Source organism: Streptomyces sp. NPDC004721, from assembly GCF_053601495.1.
Genome location: NZ_JBSGBZ010000006.1, coordinates 169,308 through 193,046, shown reverse-complemented (window position 1 = coordinate 193,046; position 23,739 = coordinate 169,308). Strand labels below are relative to the sequence as shown.

At 71.6% G+C, this 23,739-nt stretch carries 19 protein-coding genes; 8 read left to right on the top strand and 11 right to left on the bottom strand.

The genetic code is table 11. The features are described 5' to 3' along the window. The first annotated feature begins 41 nt into the window (after window positions 1–41). Window positions 42–1,538 carry an MFS transporter gene (locus ACWEK3_RS07565; RefSeq protein WP_453249168.1) on the top strand — a complete coding sequence of 499 codons (1,497 nt, stop codon included), beginning with the start codon at window positions 42–44 and terminating at the stop codon, window positions 1,536–1,538. A 160-nt stretch (window positions 1,539–1,698) separates the two neighbouring features. Here the strand turns inward: ACWEK3_RS07565 and ACWEK3_RS07560 are convergent, their stop codons facing one another. From ACWEK3_RS07560 to ACWEK3_RS07550, 3 genes are all read right to left on the bottom strand, one after another. After that, window positions 1,699–2,148: a DUF523 domain-containing protein gene (locus ACWEK3_RS07560; RefSeq protein ID WP_453249167.1), complete on the bottom strand. Its 450-nt coding sequence runs from the start codon at window positions 2,146–2,148 to the stop codon at window positions 1,699–1,701. A gap of 148 nt (window positions 2,149–2,296) precedes the next feature. Further along, window positions 2,297–3,091, bottom strand: a complete 795-nt coding sequence (locus ACWEK3_RS07555; protein ID WP_450541484.1) for an SDR family oxidoreductase — start codon at window positions 3,089–3,091, stop codon at window positions 2,297–2,299. Between the two features lie 197 nt (window positions 3,092–3,288). After that, window positions 3,289–4,206, bottom strand: coding sequence for a LysR family transcriptional regulator (locus tag ACWEK3_RS07550; protein WP_390876058.1), 918 nt, complete (start codon window positions 4,204–4,206; stop codon window positions 3,289–3,291). A 107-nt stretch (window positions 4,207–4,313) separates the two neighbouring features. Between ACWEK3_RS07550 and ACWEK3_RS07545 the strand changes: the two genes are divergently transcribed. Next, entirely contained in the window at window positions 4,314–5,087 is a 774-nt protein-coding gene (locus tag ACWEK3_RS07545) for a sulfite exporter TauE/SafE family protein (RefSeq protein ID WP_453249166.1), read from the top strand. Between the two features lie 19 nt (window positions 5,088–5,106). Continuing rightward, window positions 5,107–5,691, top strand: a complete 585-nt coding sequence (locus ACWEK3_RS07540) for a hypothetical protein (RefSeq protein WP_453249165.1) — start codon at window positions 5,107–5,109, stop codon at window positions 5,689–5,691. Between the two features lie 54 nt (window positions 5,692–5,745). On the opposite strand, the gene ACWEK3_RS07535 is transcribed toward ACWEK3_RS07540, so the two are convergent. From ACWEK3_RS07535 to ACWEK3_RS07520, 4 genes are all read right to left on the bottom strand, one after another. Then, complete coding sequence (locus tag ACWEK3_RS07535) at window positions 5,746–7,821, bottom strand: PhoX family protein (RefSeq protein ID WP_453249164.1); 2,076 nt, start codon at window positions 7,819–7,821, stop codon at window positions 5,746–5,748. Window positions 7,822–7,974: 153 nt separating this feature from the next. Further along, window positions 7,975–8,745, bottom strand: a complete 771-nt coding sequence (locus tag ACWEK3_RS07530) for a class I SAM-dependent methyltransferase (RefSeq protein WP_453249163.1) — start codon at window positions 8,743–8,745, stop codon at window positions 7,975–7,977. A gap of 326 nt (window positions 8,746–9,071) precedes the next feature. After that, window positions 9,072–10,250: a GDSL-type esterase/lipase family protein gene (locus ACWEK3_RS07525; protein WP_453249162.1), complete on the bottom strand. Its 1,179-nt coding sequence runs from the start codon at window positions 10,248–10,250 to the stop codon at window positions 9,072–9,074. Between the two features lie 161 nt (window positions 10,251–10,411). Beyond that, window positions 10,412–11,260, bottom strand: coding sequence for a helix-turn-helix transcriptional regulator (locus ACWEK3_RS07520; RefSeq protein WP_450546812.1), 849 nt, complete (start codon window positions 11,258–11,260; stop codon window positions 10,412–10,414). 103 nt (window positions 11,261–11,363) lie between these two features. On the opposite strand from ACWEK3_RS07520, the gene ACWEK3_RS07515 reads away from it, so the two are divergent. After that, window positions 11,364–12,077, top strand: a complete 714-nt coding sequence (locus ACWEK3_RS07515) for an SDR family NAD(P)-dependent oxidoreductase (RefSeq protein WP_450546813.1) — start codon at window positions 11,364–11,366, stop codon at window positions 12,075–12,077. Between the two features lie 159 nt (window positions 12,078–12,236). On the opposite strand, the gene ACWEK3_RS07510 is transcribed toward ACWEK3_RS07515, so the two are convergent. After that, window positions 12,237–12,953, bottom strand: coding sequence for a GntR family transcriptional regulator (locus tag ACWEK3_RS07510; RefSeq protein ID WP_453249161.1), 717 nt, complete (start codon window positions 12,951–12,953; stop codon window positions 12,237–12,239). Window positions 12,954–13,161: 208 nt separating this feature from the next. Between ACWEK3_RS07510 and ACWEK3_RS07505 the strand changes: the two genes are divergently transcribed. From ACWEK3_RS07505 to ACWEK3_RS07490, 4 genes are all read left to right on the top strand, one after another. Next, entirely contained in the window at window positions 13,162–14,529 is a 1,368-nt protein-coding gene (locus tag ACWEK3_RS07505) for an MFS transporter (RefSeq protein ID WP_450546815.1), read from the top strand. Beyond that, window positions 14,526–15,755: an aspartate racemase/maleate isomerase family protein gene (locus ACWEK3_RS07500; protein WP_453249160.1), complete on the top strand. Its 1,230-nt coding sequence runs from the start codon at window positions 14,526–14,528 to the stop codon at window positions 15,753–15,755. The genes ACWEK3_RS07505 and ACWEK3_RS07500 overlap by 4 nt, the downstream gene beginning before the upstream one ends. Window positions 15,756–15,783: 28 nt before the next feature. Next, window positions 15,784–16,734, top strand: a complete 951-nt coding sequence (locus ACWEK3_RS07495) for a polysaccharide deacetylase family protein (RefSeq protein ID WP_453249159.1) — start codon at window positions 15,784–15,786, stop codon at window positions 16,732–16,734. A 235-nt stretch (window positions 16,735–16,969) separates the two neighbouring features. Continuing rightward, window positions 16,970–17,485 carry a GNAT family N-acetyltransferase gene (locus ACWEK3_RS07490; protein WP_453249158.1) on the top strand — a complete coding sequence of 172 codons (516 nt, stop codon included), beginning with the start codon at window positions 16,970–16,972 and terminating at the stop codon, window positions 17,483–17,485. Between the two features lie 311 nt (window positions 17,486–17,796). On the opposite strand, the gene ACWEK3_RS07485 is transcribed toward ACWEK3_RS07490, so the two are convergent. The 3 genes from ACWEK3_RS07485 to ACWEK3_RS07475 form a co-directional block, all read right to left on the bottom strand. Further along, complete coding sequence (locus ACWEK3_RS07485) at window positions 17,797–18,339, bottom strand: MOSC domain-containing protein (protein ID WP_450546819.1); 543 nt, start codon at window positions 18,337–18,339, stop codon at window positions 17,797–17,799. Window positions 18,340–18,424: 85 nt separating this feature from the next. Next, window positions 18,425–20,773, bottom strand: a complete 2,349-nt coding sequence (locus tag ACWEK3_RS07480) for an SCO7613 C-terminal domain-containing membrane protein (RefSeq protein ID WP_453249157.1) — start codon at window positions 20,771–20,773, stop codon at window positions 18,425–18,427. Window positions 20,774–20,936: 163 nt separating this feature from the next. Further along, complete coding sequence (locus ACWEK3_RS07475) at window positions 20,937–23,711, bottom strand: SpoIIE family protein phosphatase (RefSeq protein ID WP_453249156.1); 2,775 nt, start codon at window positions 23,709–23,711, stop codon at window positions 20,937–20,939. Window positions 23,712–23,739: the final 28 nt, after the last annotated feature.

Here is a 23,739-nt window from a genome sequence, read left to right as displayed (position 1 = left end):
ACTGAGCCTGAATTCCTCCCCATGCGAGTAGGAGACACCTCATGTCCACACCCAGCGCCGTGCCGGCGGCCGGGGACTCACGGCGGTGGATGGTCCTCGCCGTCATCTGCACCGCCTACCTCATGCTGACCCTCGACGCCACAGTGATGAACCTGGCGCTGCCGTCGGCGCAGACCTCGCTGCACTTCTCGGACGCGGACAAGCAGTGGGTCGTGACGGCGTACGCGCTGAGCTACGGCAGCCTGCTGCTGTTCAGCGGCCGACTGGCCGACCTCATCGGGCGCAAGGAGACGTTCATCGCCGGCCTGGCCGGCTTCGCGGCCGCCTCCGCGGTCGGCGGCGCCGCCAACAGCTTCGGCATGCTGGTGGCCGCCCGCGCCTGCCAGGGCATCTTCGCCGCGCTGCTGGCGCCCACCACCCTGTCGCTGCTGGCCACCACGTTCACCGACCCCAAGGAGCGCGGCAAGGCGTTCGGCGTCTTCAGTGCGGTCGCGGCCAGCGGCGGCGGCCTGGGCCTGCTCATCGGCGGCGCGCTGACCTCCGCCCTGAACTGGCGCTGGTGCATGTACGTCAACCTGGTCTTCGCCGCCTTCTCACTGATCGTCGGCTCCTCGCTGCTCACCCGGCAGCCGCGCACGGGCGCCCGGATGGACGTCCCCGGCGTGGTCGTGGTGTCCGGCGGCATGCTCTGCCTGGTCTACGGCTTCTCCAACGCGGCGACGCACAGCTGGCACACCCCCTCGACCTGGGGCTTCCTCGTGGCCGTCGGTGTGCTGGTGGTCCTGTTCTCCTTCTGGCAGCGCCGCGCCCGCTACCCGCTGCTGCCCCCGCGGGTGGTGCTCGACCGCAACCGCGGCGGCTCCTATCTCGCCGCACTGGTCATCGGCGCCGGCATGTTCGGCGTGCTGCTGTTCCTCATCTACTACATGCAGACCGACCTGGGGTACTCGGCGATCAAGTCGGGTCTCGCCCTGCTGCCGATGGTGGCCGTCACGGCAGTGGCGAGCACCGTGGGAAACATCCGGCTGATGCCGCTCTTCGGTCCGCGGCCGCTGGTCTCCGCGGGCATGCTGATCAACGCGGGCGGTATGGCCTGGCTGACCCGGATCGGGCCGGACTCCCACTATGCCTCGACGCTCCTCGGGCCGATCATGGTGATCGGGCTCGGCATGGGCATGATCTTCGCCGCCGTGCTGCGCACCGGCACCTCCGGGGTACTGCCGCAGGACGCGGGCATCGCCTCGGCCGCCATCAACACCGGCCAGCAACTCGGCGGCGCCATCGGCACCGCGCTGCTCAACACGATCGCGGCCGGCGCCACCACCGACTACCTGACCGGCCACGCCCAGGGGAGGCCGGGGCAGGCGCTGCTCCACCTGGCGACGATCCACGGCTACACCCGGGTGTTCTGGTGGTGCGCCGGCATCTTCGCCTTGGGCGCCGTCATCAGCGGCGCGCTGCTGCGCAGCGGCCCGCTGCCGGTCCCCGGAGCGCCCAGCCCCAAGCCGACCACCGAGCCGGAGAAGGTGCGCTCCTGACGTTCCCCGGCGGGCACCCCTGACGCACGCCCCGACGCGCCTTCCGGGCACGGCGCCGGCGGAACAACCGATGGGGAGGGCCGAGTTGCCCCGGCCCTCCCCATCGGTGCCGATCTTTCGACCGCTACATCTGAAGCCGGAATACGTCTCTCAGGAGACTTCACACTCCTGGTGCCGGTCGCACGGCGATCCCGTTCCGCTCGAGCAGCGCCGCCGTGACCCCGTCGCCCGGCACCAACTCTCCGGCGAACGACCCGTCGTAGACCACACCGCGTCCGCACGACGGACTGCGCGGCATCAACAGCGCCTCGGTGCAGCCTGCGCTCCGCGCCGCCGCGAGGGCGCGTCGTGCTCCGTCCACGAATTCTGCCGTCACGTCTCGTCCGGTGTCGTCGACGACCCGAGCCGTCCCGTCGAGCACGTCGTGCCCGTCGCCGCCCACCAGCTCCGCAGGCCGCCGCGGGGTCACGAGCCCGCCCGCGACCTCCGGGCAGAAGGAGACGACTTCGCGGCGGGCCACTGCTTCCTCGACCTCCGAGGACACCTTGTGACGCCCGTCGAACCGGCACGGCACCCCGCGCAGACACGAACTGACCAGGATTGCCTCCACGCCGCCAGGTTAACCGCGGCGGCTTGCTCGTGCGGTAGCGGCTGATGCGCCGGACTCGCTGTGCCCCGTATGGAGGGGACGCGCAGGTGAACGATGCGACGTGCGGCCGTCGAGACGGCGCCGGCACCGACATTCGCCGCGCGGGCGATCAGTGCTCCTGGGCCGTCGGGCGCACCATGATCTCGTTGATCGCGGCGTGCGCGGGCTGAGTGATCATGAACGTGATGGCGCGGGCGATGTCCTCGGCACGCAGCCAGGCATCCTCCGGCATGTCACGGGCGGCGAGGCGCCCGCCGCCGGTCGCCATCTCGGTCATGGTCAGGCCCGGTTCGACCAGCCCCACCCGTACGCCCCGTCCGGTCACTTCCTGGCGCATGGCCTCGCTGAACGCGCACACCGCGTGCTTCGTCGCCGAGTACACGGCGTTGTTCCTTCGCGCCACCCTGCCCGCGACCGAGCTGACGTTCACGAGATCGGCGGTCCCGCGCGGCCCGTCCGCCGCCGCCCGCAGCAGATGCGGCAGCGCCGACCGTGACATCTGCAGAACGGCGTTGAGGTTGAGGTCGACCATCCGCTGCCACTCCGCCGGGTCACCCTCCTCGACGGGACCCATGGCCACGTAGCCGGCGTTGTTCACCAGCACGTCCAACCGCGCGAGGCGATCGACGGCGTCTTCGACGGCCTGACGTGCCTGTGCCGGATCGCCCAGGTCAGCGGTGAGAACGGCGCACGAGCCGCCCTGGTCACGGATGCTCGTGGCCAGTTCCTCCAGCCGCCCCGTGCGCCGGGCGACGACCGCCACAGCCGCGCCCTGCCGGGCCAGTTGCCAGGCGGTAGCCGCACCGATGCCGCTGGACGCACCGGTCACCAGAGCCGCGCATCCCGACAACGGCGCTTCGGCGTCGGCGCCCGGCAACGTGTCGCTCTGATCCGCAGCCCTCACGGGTCCGCTCTCAGGATCGCTCACGCTCATCACCGCCCTTCCCGGATCGCATCCACCGCCGCCTCCCGCCGTGACCGGCGACGTGCTGCCTCCTCTCGCAGCTTGCACCAGGTGGTCCGAGACCGCCTCCCGCCACAGAGGCCGGGTGAGGGCCATCGACCTCCTGGCTCCGAGTGCGGTCGGTTGCGGTTGGTCAGTTACTGACCGAAACCACCGGTGTGTCCCTCGGACAGTGCCGCGTTGCGCAGGTGTTCGGCGAGCGCCGCGGTGGCCGTCGACGAGGCGCGGTCCTTGACGCCCCAGGCCAGCAGATGGTGGCGGCGGGCCCAGGGATCCTGCAGTTCGCACACGGTCAGTGGCTGGTCGGGGTCGATGGCGCGGCGCGGTACGACGGCGAGCCCGACGCCCGCGGCAGCCAGCGCGACGAGGACGCCGAGGTCGGCGACGGTGGTCCGGTAGCGCGCCACCGGGGCGTGCGGTCCGAGGTGCTTCTCGATCCAGCGGCGCAGCGAGGAGCCGGCGTCGAGCCCGACGAGCGGGTGCTCGGCGACCTCGCTGTACGTCAGCGAGGCCCGGCCGGCGATGATTCCTCCGGCCTGGCCGATCACCACGAGGGAGTCGTCGCCGAGCGGCTCCATGCGCAGGCCGCAGTCGCGTGCCTCGTCGTCGACGACGACCCCCAGGTCCGCCTCGCCGTCGGCGAGCATGCGCACGGTTTGCGGAGTGCGGCTCTCGCACACCGTGACGTCGACGTCCGGGTGCGCGCGGAGGAACGAGACCAGGGCCTGGGGAACAAGCCGATGCATCGCGGATCCGCCCGCCAACAGGGTCAGCGGAGCGGTCGGCGACCGGGTGTAGCTGGCGACGGCGCTTTCGAGCCGCGCGGTCTGGTCCAGGACGTCGCGTGCGTGGCGTGCCAGCGTCGTCCCCGCCGGCGTGGGCCGTACGCCCCGTCGCCCGCGGATCAGCAAGGCCACGCCGGCGTGGTGCTCCAGCGAGCGCACCCTGGCGCTGGCCGAAGGAAGGCTCAGGTGCATCCGCTCGGCGCCCGCCGTGATCGACCCCTCCGTCACGATGTGAAGAAAGAGCCGCAGGTCGTCCAGGTCATAGCGCACGGTCCCAGCCTAAAGCTCAGCCTTAGGCTCAGCCTAAGGCCCAGGCTTAGGCCGGCTGCGCCGATTACGCATTGTGGACGCACCGGTCGCGCGGCGATGCTCGGCGGGTGTTGGAGTTGATTCCCGTACTGCTCGCCGGTGCCGCCGCGGGAGTGCTGAACGCCATGGGTGGTGGGGGCACGTTCGTGGCGCTGCCCGCTCTGGTGGCGCTCGGCCTGCCGCCCGTGACGGCGAACGCGTTGTCGCGGGTCGCCCTCGTACCGGGTGCCGTGGCCAGTGCATGGGTCTACCAGGGCGAACTCACCCCGGTCGGGGCGACGTCGACCAAGACGCTGACAGCGATCAGCGTGGCCGGTGGCGCGGTCGGTGCCGGTCTCCTGCTGGCACTGCCGGCCTCGTCGTTCGACGCCGCGGTGCCGTGGCTGCTCGCCCTGGCCACGGTCGTCCTCGCCTTTGGACGCCACATCTCCCGGGTGGTGAGCACTGTGCGGGGAAGCTCGGCCGGCATGAGTTCCCGAGCCGTCCTGATCGGACAGTTCCTCCTCTCCGTGTACGGCGGTTACTTCGGCGGTGCCGTAGGCATCATGATGCTGGCTCTGTGGAGCATCGGCCTCGGACTCGACGCCGCGGACAGCAACCCGATGAGGATCGTGCAGCTCGCGGCCGTCTATCTCGGCGCGACCGTGCTGTTCCTCGTGGCCTCGGACGCACTGAGTGCTCCGCTTGTCCTCACCGTCACCGTGGCCGGGACGGTGGTCGGCGGCTTCGCCGGCGCCCACTTGGCCCGCCGTCTGCCCGCCCGGCTGCTGCGCGGCGTCATCCTCACCACCGCCGCCATCATGACCGTCCTGTATTTCCTGCGCGATTTCCTGCGCGGCTGACCGCATGGGGGAGGCTGCGATGACCATCCCCGATCGTGGGGAGCCGAGGCTGACCGACATGAGCGACGGCGACACGAGAGCCGCCGTGCCGTACACGGATGCGACGCGAGCGAGGCTGCTGATGGCCTACGACGCCTGCGCACTGGCCGACCTCGCGCGGGCCGCGGTTCCCATCGGCGCGCACGAGCTGAACACCGACGGGACCACCCGTTCGCCGGGTGCCGTACTGGCCGACGCCGCCCGAGTGCTCGCGGCCGCACGGCGGTTCTTCGAGACCGCCGCTGTGTTCGAGCGCATGGGTGGCGCCGACTGGCAGCTCATCGGCGACACCCTGGGCGTGTCTCCGCAAGCCGCCCGGGCCCGCTTCGCCATGGCCGAGACCGTCTTCCGGGAGGAACTGCTCCGCTCCGAGGGAACCGGTCCCGCCGAGACCGGCGAGACGAGTTGCCTGCGCGCCTACATGGCCAGGGAACCGCGGGAAACGGCCCTCGACCTCGACGACTGGGTCCTGCGCCATCAGGACGACGACGATCTCGGTCCCGCACCGGTCTCCGGCGGCTTGACCCGGTTCGGTCCTCTACACCACGCCGAGAACCACTCCTGACCAGACGCTCCGGGGGGCCGTCGGCGAGAACGGCCCCCGGAGCGTCGTCGGGTGTCAGGCGCCGATGTCGCGGCCGTCGGTGCGCCACACCGACACCACGGCCGGGCGGACGATCTTGCCGGGGCCGTCGGGCCAGGTGCTGGCCGGCTTCTCCACGGATGCGCCGTCGATCTCGCCCGGGTGCTGCACGGCCACCAGCACGCGCCGGTCCTGGACGATCGGCCCGCAGGTCTCGGCGCCGGCGGGCACCGTCAGGAACTGCTTGAGCTCACCGCGCCGGTCGCCGCGCGTGGCGACGCCGAAGAGGCCGTCGTGGGAGCCGAGTTGGGCGCCGTCGGTGGCGATCCAGAGGTTGCCGTGCGGGTCGAAGGCCACGTTGTCGGGGCAGGAGATGGGGCTGACCTTGTCCTTGGGGAACCCGGCGAAGTAGGTGGCCGGGTCGGCGGGGTCGCCGGCGACGAGGAAGACCGACCAGGCGAACGTGGTGCTCTCGGGCCGGTCGTGACCTTCTGTGAGCTCGAGGATGTGCCCGTGCTTGTTCGCGTTGCGCGGGTTGGCCTCGTCGGCGGGCGCCTGGCCGCTCTTGCCGCGGTTGGTGTTGTTGGTGAGGACGACGTAGACCTTGCCGGTGTGCGGGGAGGGCTCGATGTCCTCGGGGCGGTCCATCTTGGTGGCGCCGACCTTGTCGCCCGCCAGCCGCGTGAACACGAGCACCTCTTCGGCGGTCATGCCCGCGACGTGGGAGACGGCGCCGTGGGCGGTGGCGGTGGCGAGCGGAATCCAGGTGCCGGAGCCGTCGAACTCGCCGTCGCTCGGCAGCTTGCCGCTGCCGTCGATCTCGGAGGCGGGGGAGTCGCCGGTGAGCTTGGCGACGTAGAGGGTGCCCTCGTCGAGCAGCGTCAGGTTGTGCTCACGCGCCCCGCGGCTGTTCCCCTGCCGCATCTGCTTGCTGCCGACGAACTTGTAGAAGTAGTCGAACCGCTCGTCGTCGCCGGAGTAGACGACGGGCCGCCCGTCCGCGGTGAGCCGCACGGTGGCGGCCTCGTGCTTGAAGCGGCCGAGGGCGGTGCGCTTGCGGGGCGTGGAGGTGGGGTCGTACGGGTCGAACTCGACGACGTAGCCGAAGCGGTGGGCCTCGTTGGGCTCCTGGGCGATGTCGAACCGCTTGTCGAACCGTTCCCACTTCCGCTCGGTGGCACCGGTCCCGATGCCGTACCGCTTGTCGGTGGTCCGGCCGCCGTTGGCGAAGTACTGGTTGAAGTTCTCCTCGCCGTGGAGGGTGGTGCCCCACGGGGTGACGCCGCCGGAGCAGTTGTTGAGGGTGCCGAGGACCGTGCGGCCGCTCGGGTCCGCGGAGGTCTTCAGCAGGTCGGACCCGGCGGCCGGCCCGGTGAGGCGGAACTCGCTGGTGGCGGTCACACGACGGTTGAGGGGGTGGCGGGGGACGGCGGTGAGGCGCCCGGTGCGCTTGTCGTTCTGGACCACGACGGCGGCCAGACCGTGCGCGGCCCAGGCGACCTCGACCTGCTGCCGGGTGGGGTTCTCGGGGTCGTACCCCCGGAACATGATCACCTCGTCGGTGTACTCGTGGTTGGCGACGAGGAGCTGGAGGTCGTGCTCGCCCTGGATCGGCAGGAGGGCGAGGAAGTCGTTGTTGTACCCGAACTGGCCGGCCTGGGCGGCGGCGGTCTGGTTCTCGGGGTCGAAGGCGGGCGCGCCGCGGAGGATGGGGTCGCCCCAGCGGATGACGACGTTCTGGTCGTAACCGGCCGGGATCGTGACGGCGTCGGCGGTGTTGGGGGCGACAGGAGTGAAGCGGAGGCCGCGGGCGGCGTCACCGCTGCCCCCGGTGGAGCCCGGCCCCTTCGCCGGGGCCGCCTGGGCCTCCGGCGCCGCGGCCGTGAGGGCGGCCGTGCCGGTGGCGGCGGCCACGGTCACGACGGCGGCGGCGCGCAGCGCGGAACGGCGGCTGAGGGCACCGGCGATGACGTCGCCGACGTACTCGCCCGAGCTGGTGTTGGGCACCTCGTGGAAACACGCGTCGCCGCAGCGGTAGCGGCAGGTCAGGGCGGACCGTCCGCCGGGATGCGAACCGGACGGCGTTCCGATCAGCGGCAGCAGGTTGCGCACTTTACTCTCCCTATACGAACTCTTGGTAGAGCGTGACGCTAGGAGCGCCGAGTGTGCGGTAGCCATGCCGGAGGATGAACGACCGGTGAACGGGACACAGCCGTATGGGGGTTGGGCGCGGCCGGTGGGGGTGCCATGCGTGGCCCCCGGCCCTCACTGCTGCCCGGCGCGCGCCGTGAGCAGCGGCTGGAAGAAGCCCGTCTGATGCGGCATCCGCCACACCGGGTCCTCGAATCCCGCGTCGGCCACGAGGGAGGCCAGCCGGTCCTGGCCGAGGGCCCAGTAGACCGCCCGGCGGACCGTGACCCGCCATTGCCCGCCTTCCGGAAGGAGTTGGAAGTGCTCCAGGTCGTAGTGCTCGCCGTCCTCGTGCCAGTGCCATAGCTGGAAGCCGATGGTCGGTTCCCCGCCGTCCGGGGACCGGTGGACCTGCGGAGGTGTCGAAGCGGGGCGGGTGCGCAGCAGGTCGTCGTAGGGGCGCGTGCTGACCAGCAGCAGGCCGCCGGGGCGCAGGACGCGGCGCATCTCCGCCAGGGCGGTGTGGACGTCCTGCTCCGTCAGGAGATGGGGCAGGGAGTTGTCGGCGCAGACGACGGCGTCGAACCGGCCGTCGGGGAACGGCAGATGCCGCATGTCGGCGGCGGCCGTCGGCAGCGTCAGATTCCGGTGGGCGGCCTCACGCGCGGCGCGGGCGGCGGCGCGGGGGCTGAGGTCCGTCCCGGTGACGCGGTGCCCACGCAGTGCCAGGCCGATGGCCTGGGTGCCGATGCCGCAGGAGCAGTCGAGCACCGCCGCTCGCTCTTCGCCCATCAGGGCGTCCAGGGCCTGGCCCTGCCGGCGTAGGCCGGCGTCCCAGTCCGCGTAGATCAGGTGGTAGTCGTCGGCCAGTTCGTCGTAGAAGCGCGTCACCGAGGTCTCGGGCATGGCCCGAGGCTAGTGCCCCAACAGGCAACGTTCGTCCCGTCGCGACGCCCGGCACGCTCCCCCGAGCTCTTCGAGCAGGGGGTACCCCCACTCGCCGCACCGGCCGAAAGCCCAAGTACGTCCAGTACGAGGACTTCCGGCCGGCACTCCCCCAAGCTCTTCGAGCAGGGGGTACCCCCAGAGCACGCACCGGACGCCGCTCCTTGACGGGCGAACGTTGCCTGCCGGGGCACTAGTCTCCCGGGCCCTCCGCGGACACGGGCCATCGGGTACGTCCACGTCCGCTCAACGCCACCCTCGTCGATGGAGAGTTGACCGCGATGTGGTCAACCGTTGGGCTCGGGGGCGAAGGGGCCGCCGGCGCCGAACGCGAGCCGTGCGAAGTTCTCGGCGATGCGGCGGTGACCCGCGGGGTCGGGGTGGACCTCGTCGGGCAGCGGGAGTTCGGCGTAGTCCGTCTCGCCGTACAGTTCACGGCCGTCGAGGTGGTGCAGGTTCGGGTCGTCGGCCGCCCGCTGCCTGACGATCCGGTCGAGTTCGCGGCGGATGACGTTGAGCGTCAGCCGCCCGGCGGCGCGTTCGGCTGGATCGCCCGTGGCCTTGAACCGCAGGGTCCCGCCCTGGAAGTCGGGCGCGAGGGGGCCGGGGGTGTCCTCCTGGACCGGGCAGAGGATGGAGGACACGACCAGCAGCGGCGTCGTCGGATGCCCCTCGCGGATGGTGTCGAGGAAGCCGTGGACGGCGGGGGTGAAGGCGCGCAGGCGCATCGCGTCGGTGTTGACGACATTGATGCCGATCTTGACGCTGATCAGGTCCGCGGGAGTGTCCCGCATCGCGCGGGCCGTGAACGGGTCGAGCAGCGCGCTGCCGCCGAATCCCAGGTTGACCAGGTCCACTCCGCCCCGGGCCGCGGCCAGGGCCGGCCAGATGGCGGTCGGGTGGGCGGCGTTCGAGCCGTGGCTGATGGAACTGCCGTGGTGCAGCCACACCCTGCGGCCGCTGTCCGGCGCCGGCTCGACCGGGGCGTCGGTGCGCAGGGCGATCAGCTCGGTGATCTCCGCGTGAGGCAGCCAGATCTCGACGTCCTTGTCCCGTGCGGGCAGATCGGTGAACCGGGCGGTGCCGGGAGGCCCTTCGAGCAGTTCGGCGGACTGGGTGGCCATGTCGATGGTGCGGACGTTGCCGCCGGTCACCGTGTCCTGGCCCGCGAGGCGGCCGTCGACCAGCAGGTCGTACACGCCGTCCGCCGGGGCCGGGAGGCCGCGGTAGGCCCTCTTGGTGGGCAGGGTCACCAGGCCGATGGTGGTCGCCCGGGTGCGGAAGGCCAGCCGTACGCCGGACGGCTGGGCCTCGGCCATGGCCAGTTGCTCGTCGGGGATCTGCCGACGCGCCCCAGCGGGCAGCCGGTGCGGCAGCAGTCCGTGCGCCGTGCGCTCCACGTCGAGGGCGCCGCGCAGGAGGTCCGCGGTGACGGGTGTGGTGATCCAGTCGTGCTCGGTGTTCATCGCCTCAGCCTGTTGATCAAGAGTGACGGGTTGTTCGCAGGTGCCGGTGGACCGAGTGGCCTACCGAGGGAACCCACGACCCGACAGCCATTATGCATTTCCCTAACAGCTATAGGCAAAATCGAGATCGATGCAGGCCAAGGCTGTATCCGGCGGGATGCTCAGGGGGTGGGGCTCACGAGGTCCTGGGTGCCGAGGACGGTGAGGAGGGCGAGGCGTTCGGCGTCCTCGGTGCCGGGTTCGGCCGTGTAGACCATGATCCGCAGGTCGCTGCCCGCCACGGTGAGGACGTCGCAGTCCAGCGTGACGGGCCCCACCCGCGGGTGATCGATCGTCTTGCGCGAGGCCTCGTGGCGGCCGACGGCGCCCGCGTCCCACAGCTCGGCGAACCGCTCGCTGCCGCCGCGCAGTTCGGCGATCAACCGGTGCAGCCGCCGGTCGGCCGGGTAGCGTTCGGCGGCCGCGCGCAGGTCGGCGACGAGCGCGGCCTCGTGATCGCGCTGCGCCTGCGGTGCGCGCCGGGCCCCGGACCCCGGACCGAGGAAGTGGCGCCACACGCCGTTGCGCTCGTTGCCGCGCCGGCCGGACGGGTCGCCCATCAGGGCCGCGTACGGCGCGTTGGCCATGAGCAGGGCCCAGGACGCGTCGAAGACCGCCACGGGCGTCCCCGTCAGCCGGTCCAGCAGCCGCTGGACGCTCGGGGTGATGTACGCCGGCACCGTCTCGGGGCTCGGCGGCGCGAGCCCGGCGAGCCGGAACAGGTGCGCGCGCTCCTCCTCCGACAGCCGCAGCGCCCGGGCCAGGGCCTCGACGACCTGGGACGAGGGGTTGGTGGCCCGGCCCTGTTCGAGCCGGGTGACGTAGTCGACGGAGATCCCGGCCAGCATCGCCAGCTCCTCGCGGCGCAGCCCCGCCGCGCGCCGCTGCCCGCCGGTCGGCAGCCCCGCCGCCTCGGGCGGGACCCGGTCGCGCCAGCGGCGCACCGCTTTGCCGAACTCCGCCGTCGCCATGCGGCCAAGTGTGCCCCCGCCGGCCGCGGGTCTGCCTGGTACCGCTGGTCCCAGGAAGGCGGGGCGCCTGGCTGCGCGGGCGGGCGGGGCGGATCGTGGAGGCATGACGACAACACTGATCACCGGAGCGAACAAGGGCCTCGGCTACGAGACCGCCCGCCGCCTGATCGCCGCGGGCCACACCGTCTACGTCGGCAGCAGGGACGCGGCCCGGGGCCGTCGCGCCGCCGAGCAACTGGGCGACAGGGCCAGGGCCGTGCAGCTCGACATCACCGACGACGCGTCCGTCGCCGCCGCGGTGAAGACGATCGAGGCCGACGGAGGCCTCGACGTGCTGGTCAACAACGCAGGCGTCGAGGCGCGCGGCGCGGACAACGGGGTGGTGGGCGCGGCGGACCTCACCGCCGACCTGATGCGGGAGGTCTTCGAGACCAACGTCTTCGGCACGGTACGCGTCACCCACGCGTTCCTGCCGCTGCTGCGGCGGTCCGCGTCGCCGGTCGTGGTCAACGTCAGCAGCGGCCTGGCCTCGTTCGCGCACGTGGCCGACCCTGCCCACCCCGCCGCTGCCTACCCGGGGGTGGCGTACCCGGCTTCGAAGACCGTGGTCAACATGATCACCGTGCAGTACGCGAAGGCGTTCCCGGCCATGCGGATCAACGCGGTGGAGCCCGGCTTCACCAAGACCGACCTGAACGGGAACACCGGGACCCAGACGGTCGAGGAGGGCGCCGAGATCATCGTCCGCATGGCACAACTGGACCCGGACGGTCCGACCGGCGGCTACTTCGACGTGACGGGACAGCTGCCCTGGTAACCGACGTCGCAGCACTTCAGTCGGGAAGCGGTTGACCAGGCGGCCCGGCGCCCCGTGGCGAGGAGCCGGGCGCCGGGCCGCCCGTGTGATCGGCTCGTCCCTGCGAGGCCGGTTCGAGGTCGCCGTGCCGCGTGGCCGTGTGCGCACAGGCTCGGCTGTTCACGGCCGGGAGGGCGGCTCCCCGAACAGCACTCTCAGCGCGACCTTCCGGTAGTGCTGGATGTGCCGGAGCGAGAGGTCCGCAGCACGCTCCGCGTCTCCGGCCGCGATCGCCTCGTACAGCCCTCGGTGGTCGTCCCACAGCGGGTGGGGATCGTCGATCTGCTGGAAGAGCCAGCGCAGTCGTCCTTCGAGCGAGCCGAGTGTGCTGCTGAGGAGGTCGTTGCCGGCGAGTTCCATGATCTGGTGATGGAAGGCGGAGTTGGCGCGCGAGATGCGCTCGGGCGTGCCGGACATGGTGGCCCGCCGTGCCGCCTGCAACATCTTGGCCAGGTGCTGGAGTTGGTCCGCGGTCGCGCGCTCGGTGGCGCGGCGCGCCGCGAGGACCTCCAGGGCCTCGCGCATGTCGAAGAGGTTCTCGACGTCCTCGCGGGTCATGCCGCGCACGACGATGCGGCGGGGCGAGAGCGCCTGGAGGAACCCCTCGGACAGCAGGATGCGGATCGCCTCGCGCACCGGCACGCGTGACACCCCGAACTCCTCGGCCACCTCGCGCTCCATGAGGCGGTCTCCCGGCCTCAGGCGGCCCGTGATGATGCGGTCCCGCAGGCCTTCGCAGACCTGGTCGCGCAACCACATCGGACCGGTGGCCGAGCTGGCGGCGGGCTGCTGCGCCGCCGGGGCGGCGCAGGCCGCTGCGGTCTTCTTCGCGTTCACAAGCCCTCCGGGCGTGTTGAGGAAATTAAGGTATACCAAAACCCTTGACGGGGAGTTCTCCGCACCACCATTTTAGGTATACCAAGCCGACGAACGGCCTGGCTGTGACGTTGCTGCAGCTGTCCTGGTCCCACCTGGACCCCGTCCTGTCCTGGTGCCGGACCGTGCCCTTTTCACCTCCTTTCCCCTGCTGAATCGAGGGTTCACCATGAGTGCCTCAGCAAGACAGCCCACCTCAGGGCCTGCCCCGGGGAGCGCCCGGGAGACGGACGTCGAGACCGCACCCGGCTCCACCTCTCCCACGGGCGGCCGGCCCAGTCGGGTGCGCTGGACCATGTTCGTGCTGCTCCTCGGTGTCGTCGCGCTCAACTACATCGACCGCAGCTCCGTCTCGGTGGCCCTGCCACTGATCACGAAGGATCTCGGCCTCTCCAAAGAGACCACCGGTTTCGTGCTGAGTGCGTTCTTCTGGACGTACGCGCTGATGCAACTGCCCAGCGGCTGGCTGATCGACCGGTTCGGCGCCCGGTTCATGGCATCCGGCGCCTGCGTCGGCTGGGGCGTCGTCCAAGCGCTCACCGCCGGCGCGACGAGTGCGGGGTCGCTGCTCGGGCTGCGACTGGCACTCGGCGCCGTCGAAGCCCCTGTGATGCCGGCCGGCGGCAAGCTCAACGCCCAGTGGCTGCCCGCCCGGGAACGCGGCAGGGGCGCGGTGCTGCTGGACGGCGGCGCCCCGCTCGGCGCGGCGCTCGGCGGCGTCATCATCTCCGGCCTGATCACCTGGACCGGCAGCTGGCGTGTCAGCTTCGTCATCGCCGGTGTGCTGACCTCGCTCGTCGGGCTCTACGCGGCCTGGTACATCCGCAACACCCCGCGCGAGCATCCCCGGGTCAACGAAGCCGAGGCCACGTACATCGAACAGGCCCACGCAGAGGAGGACGCGCAAGGGGAGAAGGGCGGCCGCGCCGGGCTGCTGCCCTACCTCAAGCACCGTTCCTTCTGGGCGATGTGCCTGGGCTGGATGGGCTTCAACGGCGTCTTCTACGGGCTGCTCACCTGGGGCCCCCTCTATCTCTCCGAGGCCAAGGGCTTCGACATCAAGTCGATCGGCTGGTCCACCCTGGCCATCTTCGGCGCCGGCTTCGTCGGGGAACTCGTCGGCGGATGGCTGTCCGACCGCTGGCAGGCCAGGGGCGCCTCGATCAACACGGTCATGCGCACCCTGCTGGGTGCCGCCGGTGGCGTCGTCGTCGCCGGACTGCTCGGCGTGGTGCTGGTGCCGGACGCCATGACGGCCGTCGCCCTGCTCTCCACCGTGCTGTTCTTCCTGCGCTGGGCGGGTCTGTACTGGTCGCTGCCGTCCATCCTCGCGGGCCGCGCCAACGCCGGGATCGTCGGCGGCGCCATGAACCTCTCCGGGAACATCGCCGGCATCGTCACACCGATCGTCGTGGGCTTCATCGTCGGCGGCACGGGCTCCTACACCTGGGCCCTTCTGTACTTCGTCGGCGCGGGTGTGCTCTTCACCGCGTCGTCCCTCGCCCTCGACTGCAGCAGGAGGCTCACAACCCGATGACGACGCCCCCGACGACCTCGACCATGACGACGCCGCTGACGCGCGCGAAGCCCGACGGGCAGCCCCATCGGCTGGGCATGCTCACCCCGTCTTCCAACACCTGCCTGGAACCGGTGACATACCGACTGCTGGGAACCACCGGCGCCGACGCCGGTGTGACGGCGCACTTCGCCCGCGTACCCGTCACCCGCATCGCGCTGGACGACGGCTGCGACGCCCAGTTCGACACCGCGCCGATGCTCGCCGCCGCCCGGCAACTCGCCGACGCCAAGGTCGATGTGATCGCCTGGAACGGCACCTCCGGCTCCTGGCTCGGCGTCGACCGCGACCGCGCGCTGTGCGCCGCGATCACCGAGGCCACCGGCGTGCCCGCCACCACCTCCACCCTCGCGCTGCTCGACGCCTGCGCCGCGTACGGCGTGACCCGCCTGGGGCTCGCCCTGCCCTACACCCGCGACGTGGCCGAGCGGATCGCGGCGACGTACGCCAAGGAGGGCGTCGTCTGCACCCTGGCGGCCGAGCCGTTCGGGATCAGCGACAACGAGGCCTTCGCCCGCATCCCGCAGGGAGAAGTCGCCCGCCAGATCCGCGACGCCACGCGCGGGGACGCGCACGCGGTCGCCGTCGTCTGCACCAACGTGCACGGCGCCGGGGTCGCCGAGCAACTCGAACAGGAGCTGAAAGTCCCGGTGTTCGACAGCGTCACCGCGACCCTGTGGAAGTCGCTGGACCTGGCCGGTGCCGCCCCCGCGCTCCCCGGCCACGGCGACCTGCTGCGCACCGGAAGCCTGCGCGCCCGCTTCCAGGAGGTGCTGACGGACCTGCTCGCCGCGACCGGCGCCGACCGCACCACCTTCCGCGTCGACCTGCCCGAGCACGGTCTGCACGTGGACCTCACGGCGGGCGAGGCGTACCGCGAGGGTGTGCGGTCCATCCGCCGTGACGCCTCCCTCGACCAGCGGCGGCTCAACACCGTCGAGTGGCTGGACCGCCGCCGGATCCCCCTCGTCCAGCCCCACTTCGCGGCTGACCCGCATCCGCCGCAGGCGCTGATCGACGTCTACGGAGTGCACGCCCAGATGCTCGGCCCCGTCGAACGCGACGGTGCCCTCGCGGGCTGGCTCTCCGTGCACAGCATGGAGGAGCGCGACTGGTCCGACGCCGACACCGCCGCGCTGTCCGCCGCCACGGCCCGTATCCACAGCGCCCTCGACCACCGACTCTGACCTCTTCGCACGAAAGGCAATGCGTACTGTGACGCAGGAAAGCACCACCCAGGCCACGACGACCGGTCCCACGGCCACCAAGGACATCAAGATCGCCCTCGGTGTCGATGTCGACGCCGTCGCCGGCTGGCTCGGCTCCTACGGCGGCGAGGACTCCCCGAACGACATCCAGCGCGGCGTCTTCGCGGGCGAGGTCGGAACCCCGCGCCTGCTCAAGCTGTTCGAGCGGTACGGCATACGCACCAGTTGGTTCATCCCGGGCCACTCCATCGAGACCTTCCCCGAGCAGACCCGGATGGTCGTGGAGGCGGGCCATGAGATCGGCGCCCACGGCTACTCGCACGAGAACCCGATCGCGATGACCCCGCAGCAGGAGGAGGACGTCCTCGCCAAGTGCGTCGAGCTCATCGAGCAGTACACGGGACGCAAGCCGCGCGGTTATGTCGCACCCTGGTGGGAGATGTCGCCGTACACCGCGGAACTCCTGCACAAGTACGGCTTCTCCTACGACCACTCGCAGAACTACCGCGACTTCACCCCCTTCTACGCCCGCGTGGGCGACCAGTGGACCAAGATCGACTACACCGCCGAGGCCAAGGACTGGATGAAGCCCCTGATCCACGGCCACGAGGTCGACCTCGTCGAGTTCTGCGGCAACTGGTACGTCGACGACCTGCCGCCGATGATGTTCAACAAGCACGCCCACAACAGCCACGGCTACGTCAGCCCGCGCGTCCTGGAACAGGACTGGAAGGACCAGTTCGACTGGGTTTATCGCGAGTTGGACTACGCGGTCCTGCCGATCACGCTGCACCCCGACGTGAGCGGCCGCCCCCAGGTGCTGCTCATGCTGGAACGCTTCATCGACTACGTCTCCGGGCACGACGGGGTCAGCTTCTGCACGCTGGAGGACGCGGCGGACGACTTCCGCCGCCGCTTCCCCTTCGACGGGTCCGACCGGCCGGCCGACATGCGCTGAGCCCGCCCGCGGCAGGCGGCCTACGGCCCGCCTCGGGGGGCGCGCAGCAACGGTGCGTCGGGGCAAGGTCGGCACAAGGGGGAGGGACACCCTCTCGTCCCGGTCGCCGACGCACCGGAACGGTTCCCCGCGGAAGCGCGGGGAAGCCGCACCGAACCTTGGCTGGTGTCAAGCCGGCCCATGCAATCCCGACGACTTGGCGACGCGTCGCATCCGGTCGTGTACAACCGTTCGCATGATGATCCGTTCAGGCGGTCCGGAAGACGCGGCCGACATCCTCACCCTGCTCGACTCCGCGGTCGCCTGGCTGGCCGCCCATGGCCGCACCGGGCAGTGGGGCGACCAGCCCTGGTCCTCCCGCCCGGCGGCCGTCGACCGTATCCGCGCCTACACCCGCGAGTACCTGGTACGGATCGCGGAAGAGGACGGCCGCACGATGGGCTCCGCCGTCCTTGCCGAGGAGCCGCCCGCCGGCGTCCCGCCGGTGGGTGAGCGTGAGCTCTACGTCCGCAACCTGGTCACCGACCGGGCCCGCACAGGCTCAGGGATCGGCGCCGCACTGATTGCGGACGCCCTTGACGAGACCCGGCGCCGGGGTATCGGCCTGCTCCGCGTCGACTGCTACGCGGGTGGCGACCGCCGCCTGGTTGAGCAGTACCAGCGCCTCGGCTTCACGCCGACCGACGAGTTCGCGGTGGAGCGGCCCGACCAAGAACCCTGGCTGGGACAGGTCCTCGAGATCCGTATCTGATGCGCTGTCAGGTCGGGGCGGTCGTCCCTGACAAGGAGATCGCCGCCCATGTTCCGGCGCGACCCGGACGCAGGCGATCGCCACCGTGGCGTAGGGCGTCACGAAGGGGGTGTACGGGAGAATCGGTCGATCTCGTCCGCTGCGGTGGTCGGGATGACCTGGCGTCGGCCGCGGACCCCAGGGCGGCGACGCCGGTGGTCAAGCCTGAGTTCGAGGACGGCTGCGACGGCGGCCTCCGCGTTGGCCAGCCCGTCACTCATCCTCAAGAACCGCACGGCCGTCGTCGTGTCACGGCCTCCGCGGGAGTCGCGTCAGACCCGGCCCAGGGGGCGGTGCGGACCACTGGGCAGTTCCGCTTCGATCGTGTCGCCGGGGCGCGCCACGCCGCCTTCCCGCACGATGGTCATGATTCCGGCTCTGCGCACGATGTTCCCCGCCTCGTCGCGGCCGACGACCTGCTTCAGCAACCCGTCCTGGAAGTTGTCGATCTGCAGACAGGGGTTGCGCAGACCGGTGACCTCCAAGACCGCGGAGTCGCCGACGTGCAGCAATGTGCCGACCGGCAGACCGAGCAGATCGATGCCGCGCGTGGTGATGTTCTCGCCGAGTTCGCCGGGCGCCACCGTGAACCCTTCTTCGCCGACCTCGTCGAAGAGCTCTTCATGGATGAGGTGGACCTGGCGAAGATTCGGCTGGGTGGGATCCTGCGCGACGCGCGACCGGTGCTTGACCGTCACACCGGCGTGCACGTCCCCCTCCACACCGAGCCCGGCGAGCAGTGTGATGCTGTCCCGGTTCGGCTTGGTGAACGAGTACTCCCCGTTGCTGCTGACCGCCGTCACTCTCCCGCTCATGTTCTGAACCCCTCTTCGGCAACCAAGGTCAGCCACGAGCCTAGAGGTCTCTCACCACTCGCCGTCCGGATGCCGTAGCCGTTCCTCAGCGCATCCGCCCCAGTACCTCCCGCACCCGCCGGGCGTCCCGGAGCCGCTGCTCGTACGTCGCGCCCAGCACGAGCAGCAGCAGCCCGGCGAACGCGGGAGGCAGCCAGCGGGGGAGTACGCCCGCCAACTGCACCAGGTAGGGGGCGAGTTCGTGCAGCGCGTCCAGCACGAGCACGCTCCCGCCGAGGACGAGCGGTGCCTGGAGACGGTGGCGGGCACCCAGCAGGGTGAGGACGAGGGCCGCCGTGCCGAGCAGCAGGGGGCGCGGCCAGTCCGCGTCGGCCCACGCCGCGAGCAGGCTCGGCACGAGCGTCGCCGACAGCCCGGGTCCGTACGCCGTCCACGACGAGGCCCCGGGGTCCCGACGGCGCCGGACAAGGCCCACGACCAGCGCCGGGACGGTCACCGGCAGGGTGTACGCCTCCGGGGCGCCCACGGCCCACGACCCGAGCCGCACCCAGGTGGCCAGCACGAACAGCGCGGCGGCAACGTAGCCCGCCTGACGGCGGTCGGCGCGCACGGCGGTGCCCGCGGCGATCACCCCGCACAGGGCCAGCACGAGGGCCAGCACGGGCGCGTCGGTGACGGCCAGCCCGACGGCCAGGAGCCCCGCGACGGCGCCCGTGGCCTCGACCGGCACCCCGGTCCGCGGGACCCGCGCCGCGAGCAGGGCCGCTGCGGCCGGGACGACCAGGACCAGCAGTGCCGTGTGAGCGGCAGGCCAGCCCGCGGCGGCACCCACCGCACAGGCGAGACCCGTCGTACCGGCCAGGGACGCGCTCGCGCAGACGGCGGTCAGACGCGGGTGTACGGCGGCCACCGCGAAGATCCCTGTCAGCGCGGCGAGCACGGCCAGGGTGGCGCCCTGGGTGGCGAGCGAGAGGAGCGCGAGGCCGGCCGCGGTGAGCAGGGAAAGGAGGAGGGCGCTGAGGGACGTCGGTGTCTGCCGCGCGTACGCCGCCACGGCCAGCGCCGCCACGATCGTCGACCCCTGTGTGAACAGGCCGACCGCATACGGGAGTTGCAGTGCGGCCGGGAGGACGAGCGCGGTCGCCCAGAGCAGGACCACGGCACCGGCCGCGGCCGGGTCGCGCCGGGTCGTGGTGGCGGGGGCCGCCCCGGCCAGAACCGCCGCGACGACCGCGAGCACCAGTGGCGCGGCCACCGCCTCCGCCGGCCAGGGCGCCCACACCGTCACCGCGGCGCGCAGATCCGAGGGCGCCCCCGACCAGACCCGTCCCGTCCATCCGACCGGACCCCACAGCGCCACGACGACCAGGGGCAGCGCCCAGACCACCGCCAGGGTCTGGACGGCGGCCGACGCCCAGGCGGCACCGCGCCGCACGGCTTCCGGGAGCGGACCGCGGACGGCCGACAGCAGCCCGACCCCGCAGGCCAGATAGCCGGGCACCGTCCACACACCGGGCAGCGACGCGCGCGGGATGCCGCCGAGCGCCGCGACCAGGAGCAGCCCGCCGGCCACCGCGGCGCCGGTGGCAAGGCCGCGCTGCGGAGCGCGCCATGCGGCGTACAGCGCGATCGCCGCGGCGAGGGCGAGGAGCGCCGCCGCACGGGTGGCGGCGCTCGGTCCGGAGGCATCCCAGGAGAGCACGCCGGCCGCCGCCACGCCCCAACCGCCCATCCCGTACGAGGCGATGGCGGCGGAGACGCGCAGGGACCTCGCGGACGTCCGGAGCGCGACGACCGTGTCGAACGCGGCCGCCGGCAACAGCGCGGCCGTGAGCGCGTACGGGCCCGCGCCGGCCGCCACTGCCCACAGCAGCAGGGGGAACTGGGCGGCGGCCAGTGCCGCGGGGAAGGGGACGCGCAGGGAACCGAGTCCCTTGCCGTACCCCCACCACGCCCCGGCCAGGAACGCCGCCGCGACGGCCGCGTACCCGGTGCCGTCGGTGGCCGTCAGCGCGACCTCGTGCAGCGCGTACGCGTCGAGCACCGTCAGCGCCAGACCGAGGCCCGCCAGCGCCTCCGCCGTCGAGCGCAGCCCGCGCTTCAGCAGGAGCACGGGAGCGCCGAGCGCCGCCACGGTCACCGTGGCGAGCACCACAGACCGCCCGGCGATCCCCAGGTGCCCCCAGCTGACCAGGGTGAACGCGATCGCGGCGACGGTCAGCAGAACGCCACCGAGGGCGAGGAGCACGTTCTGCACCCGGGGCGCGGTGGTCTCGGGCCGCCGCGCCCCGGGGGAAGCGGGCGGGAAGGCCGGCTGGAGGAGACCGATCAGGTGGGCACGGCGGGCCAGCAACTGGGCCCGGCGGGCGTCGAGTTGCCACAACTCCGCGTCGAGGATCCGCAACTCCTCGGCCGGTGGCGGTAGGTGGGTCATGCCGTGGAGTGTGGCGCGCGCCATGCCGCGGAACATGGGCGCGCGTACTCAGGCCGGTACTCAGATCCCGCACGGCTGAGGCTGTGATCATCAACCGATCCCTGCCGTACGACACGACCGTCACCGCACGACGGACGCGGTACGCCCCGGCGGCCGGGGTCTGTCACCAGGGCAGGTCGTCCAGTAGCGGCACAGGTACCTCCCGCTGCTCGTCGGCCAGCGACTGCTCGGCCCAGATGACCTTGCCGCGGGGCGTGTGCCTCGTGCCCCAGCGCTGGGCGAACCGGGAGACCAGGAAGAGTCCGCGCCCGCCCTCGTCCGTCGTGGCCGCCCGGCGGAGGTGCGGGGAGGTGCTACTGCCGTCGGAGACCTCGCAGATCAGGGCTCGGTCGTGCAACAGCCGCACCCGGACCGGCTCGGCACCGTAGCGGATGGCGTTGGTGACCAGTTCGCTGAGGATCAGCTCTGTGGTGAAGCTGACCTCGTCCAGCCCCCACTCCTCCAGTTGCCGGGTGCATGCCGCCCGGAGGTGGGCCACGGCAGCGGGGTCGAGCGGTACCTCCCAGTCAGCGACCTGCGCGGGATCCAGCAGACGGGTACGGGCCACCAGCAACGCGATGTCATCGCTGGGGTGCGCCGGCAGCATGGTGGCCAACATCGCCTGGCAGGTTTCCTCCGGTGAGGTCGCCGCCGCCTCGGACAGGGCTGTGCGCAGAAGATCCAGACCGGTGCCGATATCGAGGTCGCGGCTTTCGACCAGTCCGTTGGTGTAGAGCACGAGTCGGCTTCCCTCGGCCAGTTCCAGTTCGGAGGTCTCGATGGGCAGACGGCCCACGCCCAGAGGTGGCGAAGCAGGCACGTCGGGGAAGACCACCGTGCCGTCGGGGCGGACGAGGGCAGGGCCGGGATGGCCGGCCCGAGCCAGGGTGCAGTGGCCGGAGACCGGGTCGTAGACGGCGTACAGGCAGGTGGCTCCGGTGACGGATTCACCCTCGTCCTCGGCCGCCTGGGCGAGGTCGGTCCGGGTGACCAGATCATCCAGGTGTGCCAAGAGCTCGTCGGGAGGCAGGTCCAGGGCGGAGAAGTTGTGGACCGCGGTGCGCAGCCGTCCCATAGTGGCGGCGGCGTGCAGCCCGTGCCCGACGACGTCCCCGACCACCAAAGCCACCCGGGCTCCTGGCAGCGGGATGACGTCGAACCAGTCGCCGCGGACCCCAGCCTGCGCGGGCAGATAGCGATGCGCCACCTCCACCGCCTCCTGCTCGGGCAGATCGCGGGGCAGCAGGCTGCGCTGCAGGGTGACGGCCATGGTGTGCTCGCGGGTGTAGCGGCGGGCGTTGTCGATGCACACCGCCGCGCGGGCGACCAGTTCCTCGGCGACGGCCAGATCGTCCTCCTCGAACGGCTCGGGATGCTCTGAGCGGTAGAAGGTGGCCAGGCCCAGGGCGACGCCGCGGGCGTGCAGCGGGACGGTGACGAGACCGTGTATCCCGTGGTCGAGCAAGCGCCGGAGCAGATCCGGCTCCTGCGTCCGCCACGTGGGGGAGTTGCGCAGGTCTGGCTCGAGGCCCCCCTTCCCCGTCTCGAGGGCCCGGGCGTGTGGTGTGGACCCGGGACAACGGATCAGCTCGCCCAGCGCGAAGACCGACTCGTCCCGGTGCGCTCCGCCGACGGCCGTACGGCGCAGCTCGAGTTCGCCGCTCACTGGTTCGTCGCCTCGGAGGACGGGCTCTGCCAGATCGACGGTGACCGTGTCGGCGAAGCGCGGAGCCGCCAGCTCTGTCAGTTCCTCGGCGGTCCGTGTCACGTCCAGGGTGGTGCCGATCCGCACGCTGGCGTCGTACAGGAGCTTCAGACGCTCCCGTGCCACCTCGGCCTTGCCGACGAGCGCGCGCAACTCGGTGGTGTCGCGAAGCGTCGCGACGCTCCCGGTCCGGCCTCCATAAGGTGCCGTGGGCCGAGTACTGACAGCCAGCAGGCGGTCCGCGGCCAGATGGACCTCGTCGCTGACCAGGCGATCCGAGGCCAGCAGTTCGGCGGTCCCCGGGTCCAGGCCGAGCTCCGTGACGTGGCGCCCCTCCGCGTCGGCGGACAGCTCGAGCAGGTGGCGGGCCTCGTCATTCGCCAGCAGAAGTCGCCCGTCGCCCCCGATGATGACGACGCCCTCCCGGATGGCGTGGAGCACCGCATCGTGGTGCTCGTACATGCGCGTCATCTCGGCAGGACCCAGGCCATGAGTCTGCCGCCGCAGCCGCCTGCTCACCAGCGTCGCTCCACCCGCGGACAGGGCCAGCGCAGCACCCGCGGAGCTGAACAGGACGGGCAGCTGGCGCTCCACCACGGCATTCACGTTCTGGACCGTGATCGCGACCGACACCCCGCCGAGGAAGGAGCCATCGGTGTCGAAAACGGGGGCGTCCGAGAGGACGGAAGGCCCCTGGGTCGCGGTGAAGCTCGCCGTTTGGCTCCTTCCGGCCAACTCCGCCTTCACAAAGCCTTCAGGGCCGATGATGTGCTTCCCGATGAGGCTCGGGTCGGGGTGGGTGTAGCGGATCCCTTTCGCGTTGTACACCACGACGGCGTCCACACTGGACCTCTTACGGACCTCTTCCGCACGTGGCTGCAGCACCGCGGTCGGATCATGACTCTTCAGCGCGGTCACCATTCCCGGGGAGTTCGCGAACGCCTCGGCGAGGGCGAGCGACCGTTGGCGAGCGTCGGCTGTGCTTTGACTTCGGGCCTGCAGCACCAGCGTCACCAATGCCGCAGCGATCAGCAGCACTACGAGCGCCAGCTGCAGTACCAGGACCTGACCGGCGACACTGCGCCAACGCAGCAGGGAGCCGGGACGCCTTCCCGCCGACGGATGCGGGGCGTCGAGCCGGATCCGAGTATCTTTCCCGGCTCCATCCCCTGATCGACTGAAAAAACGAGTCATGTCAGCATTCTGTGCCTGTGCGCCTGGT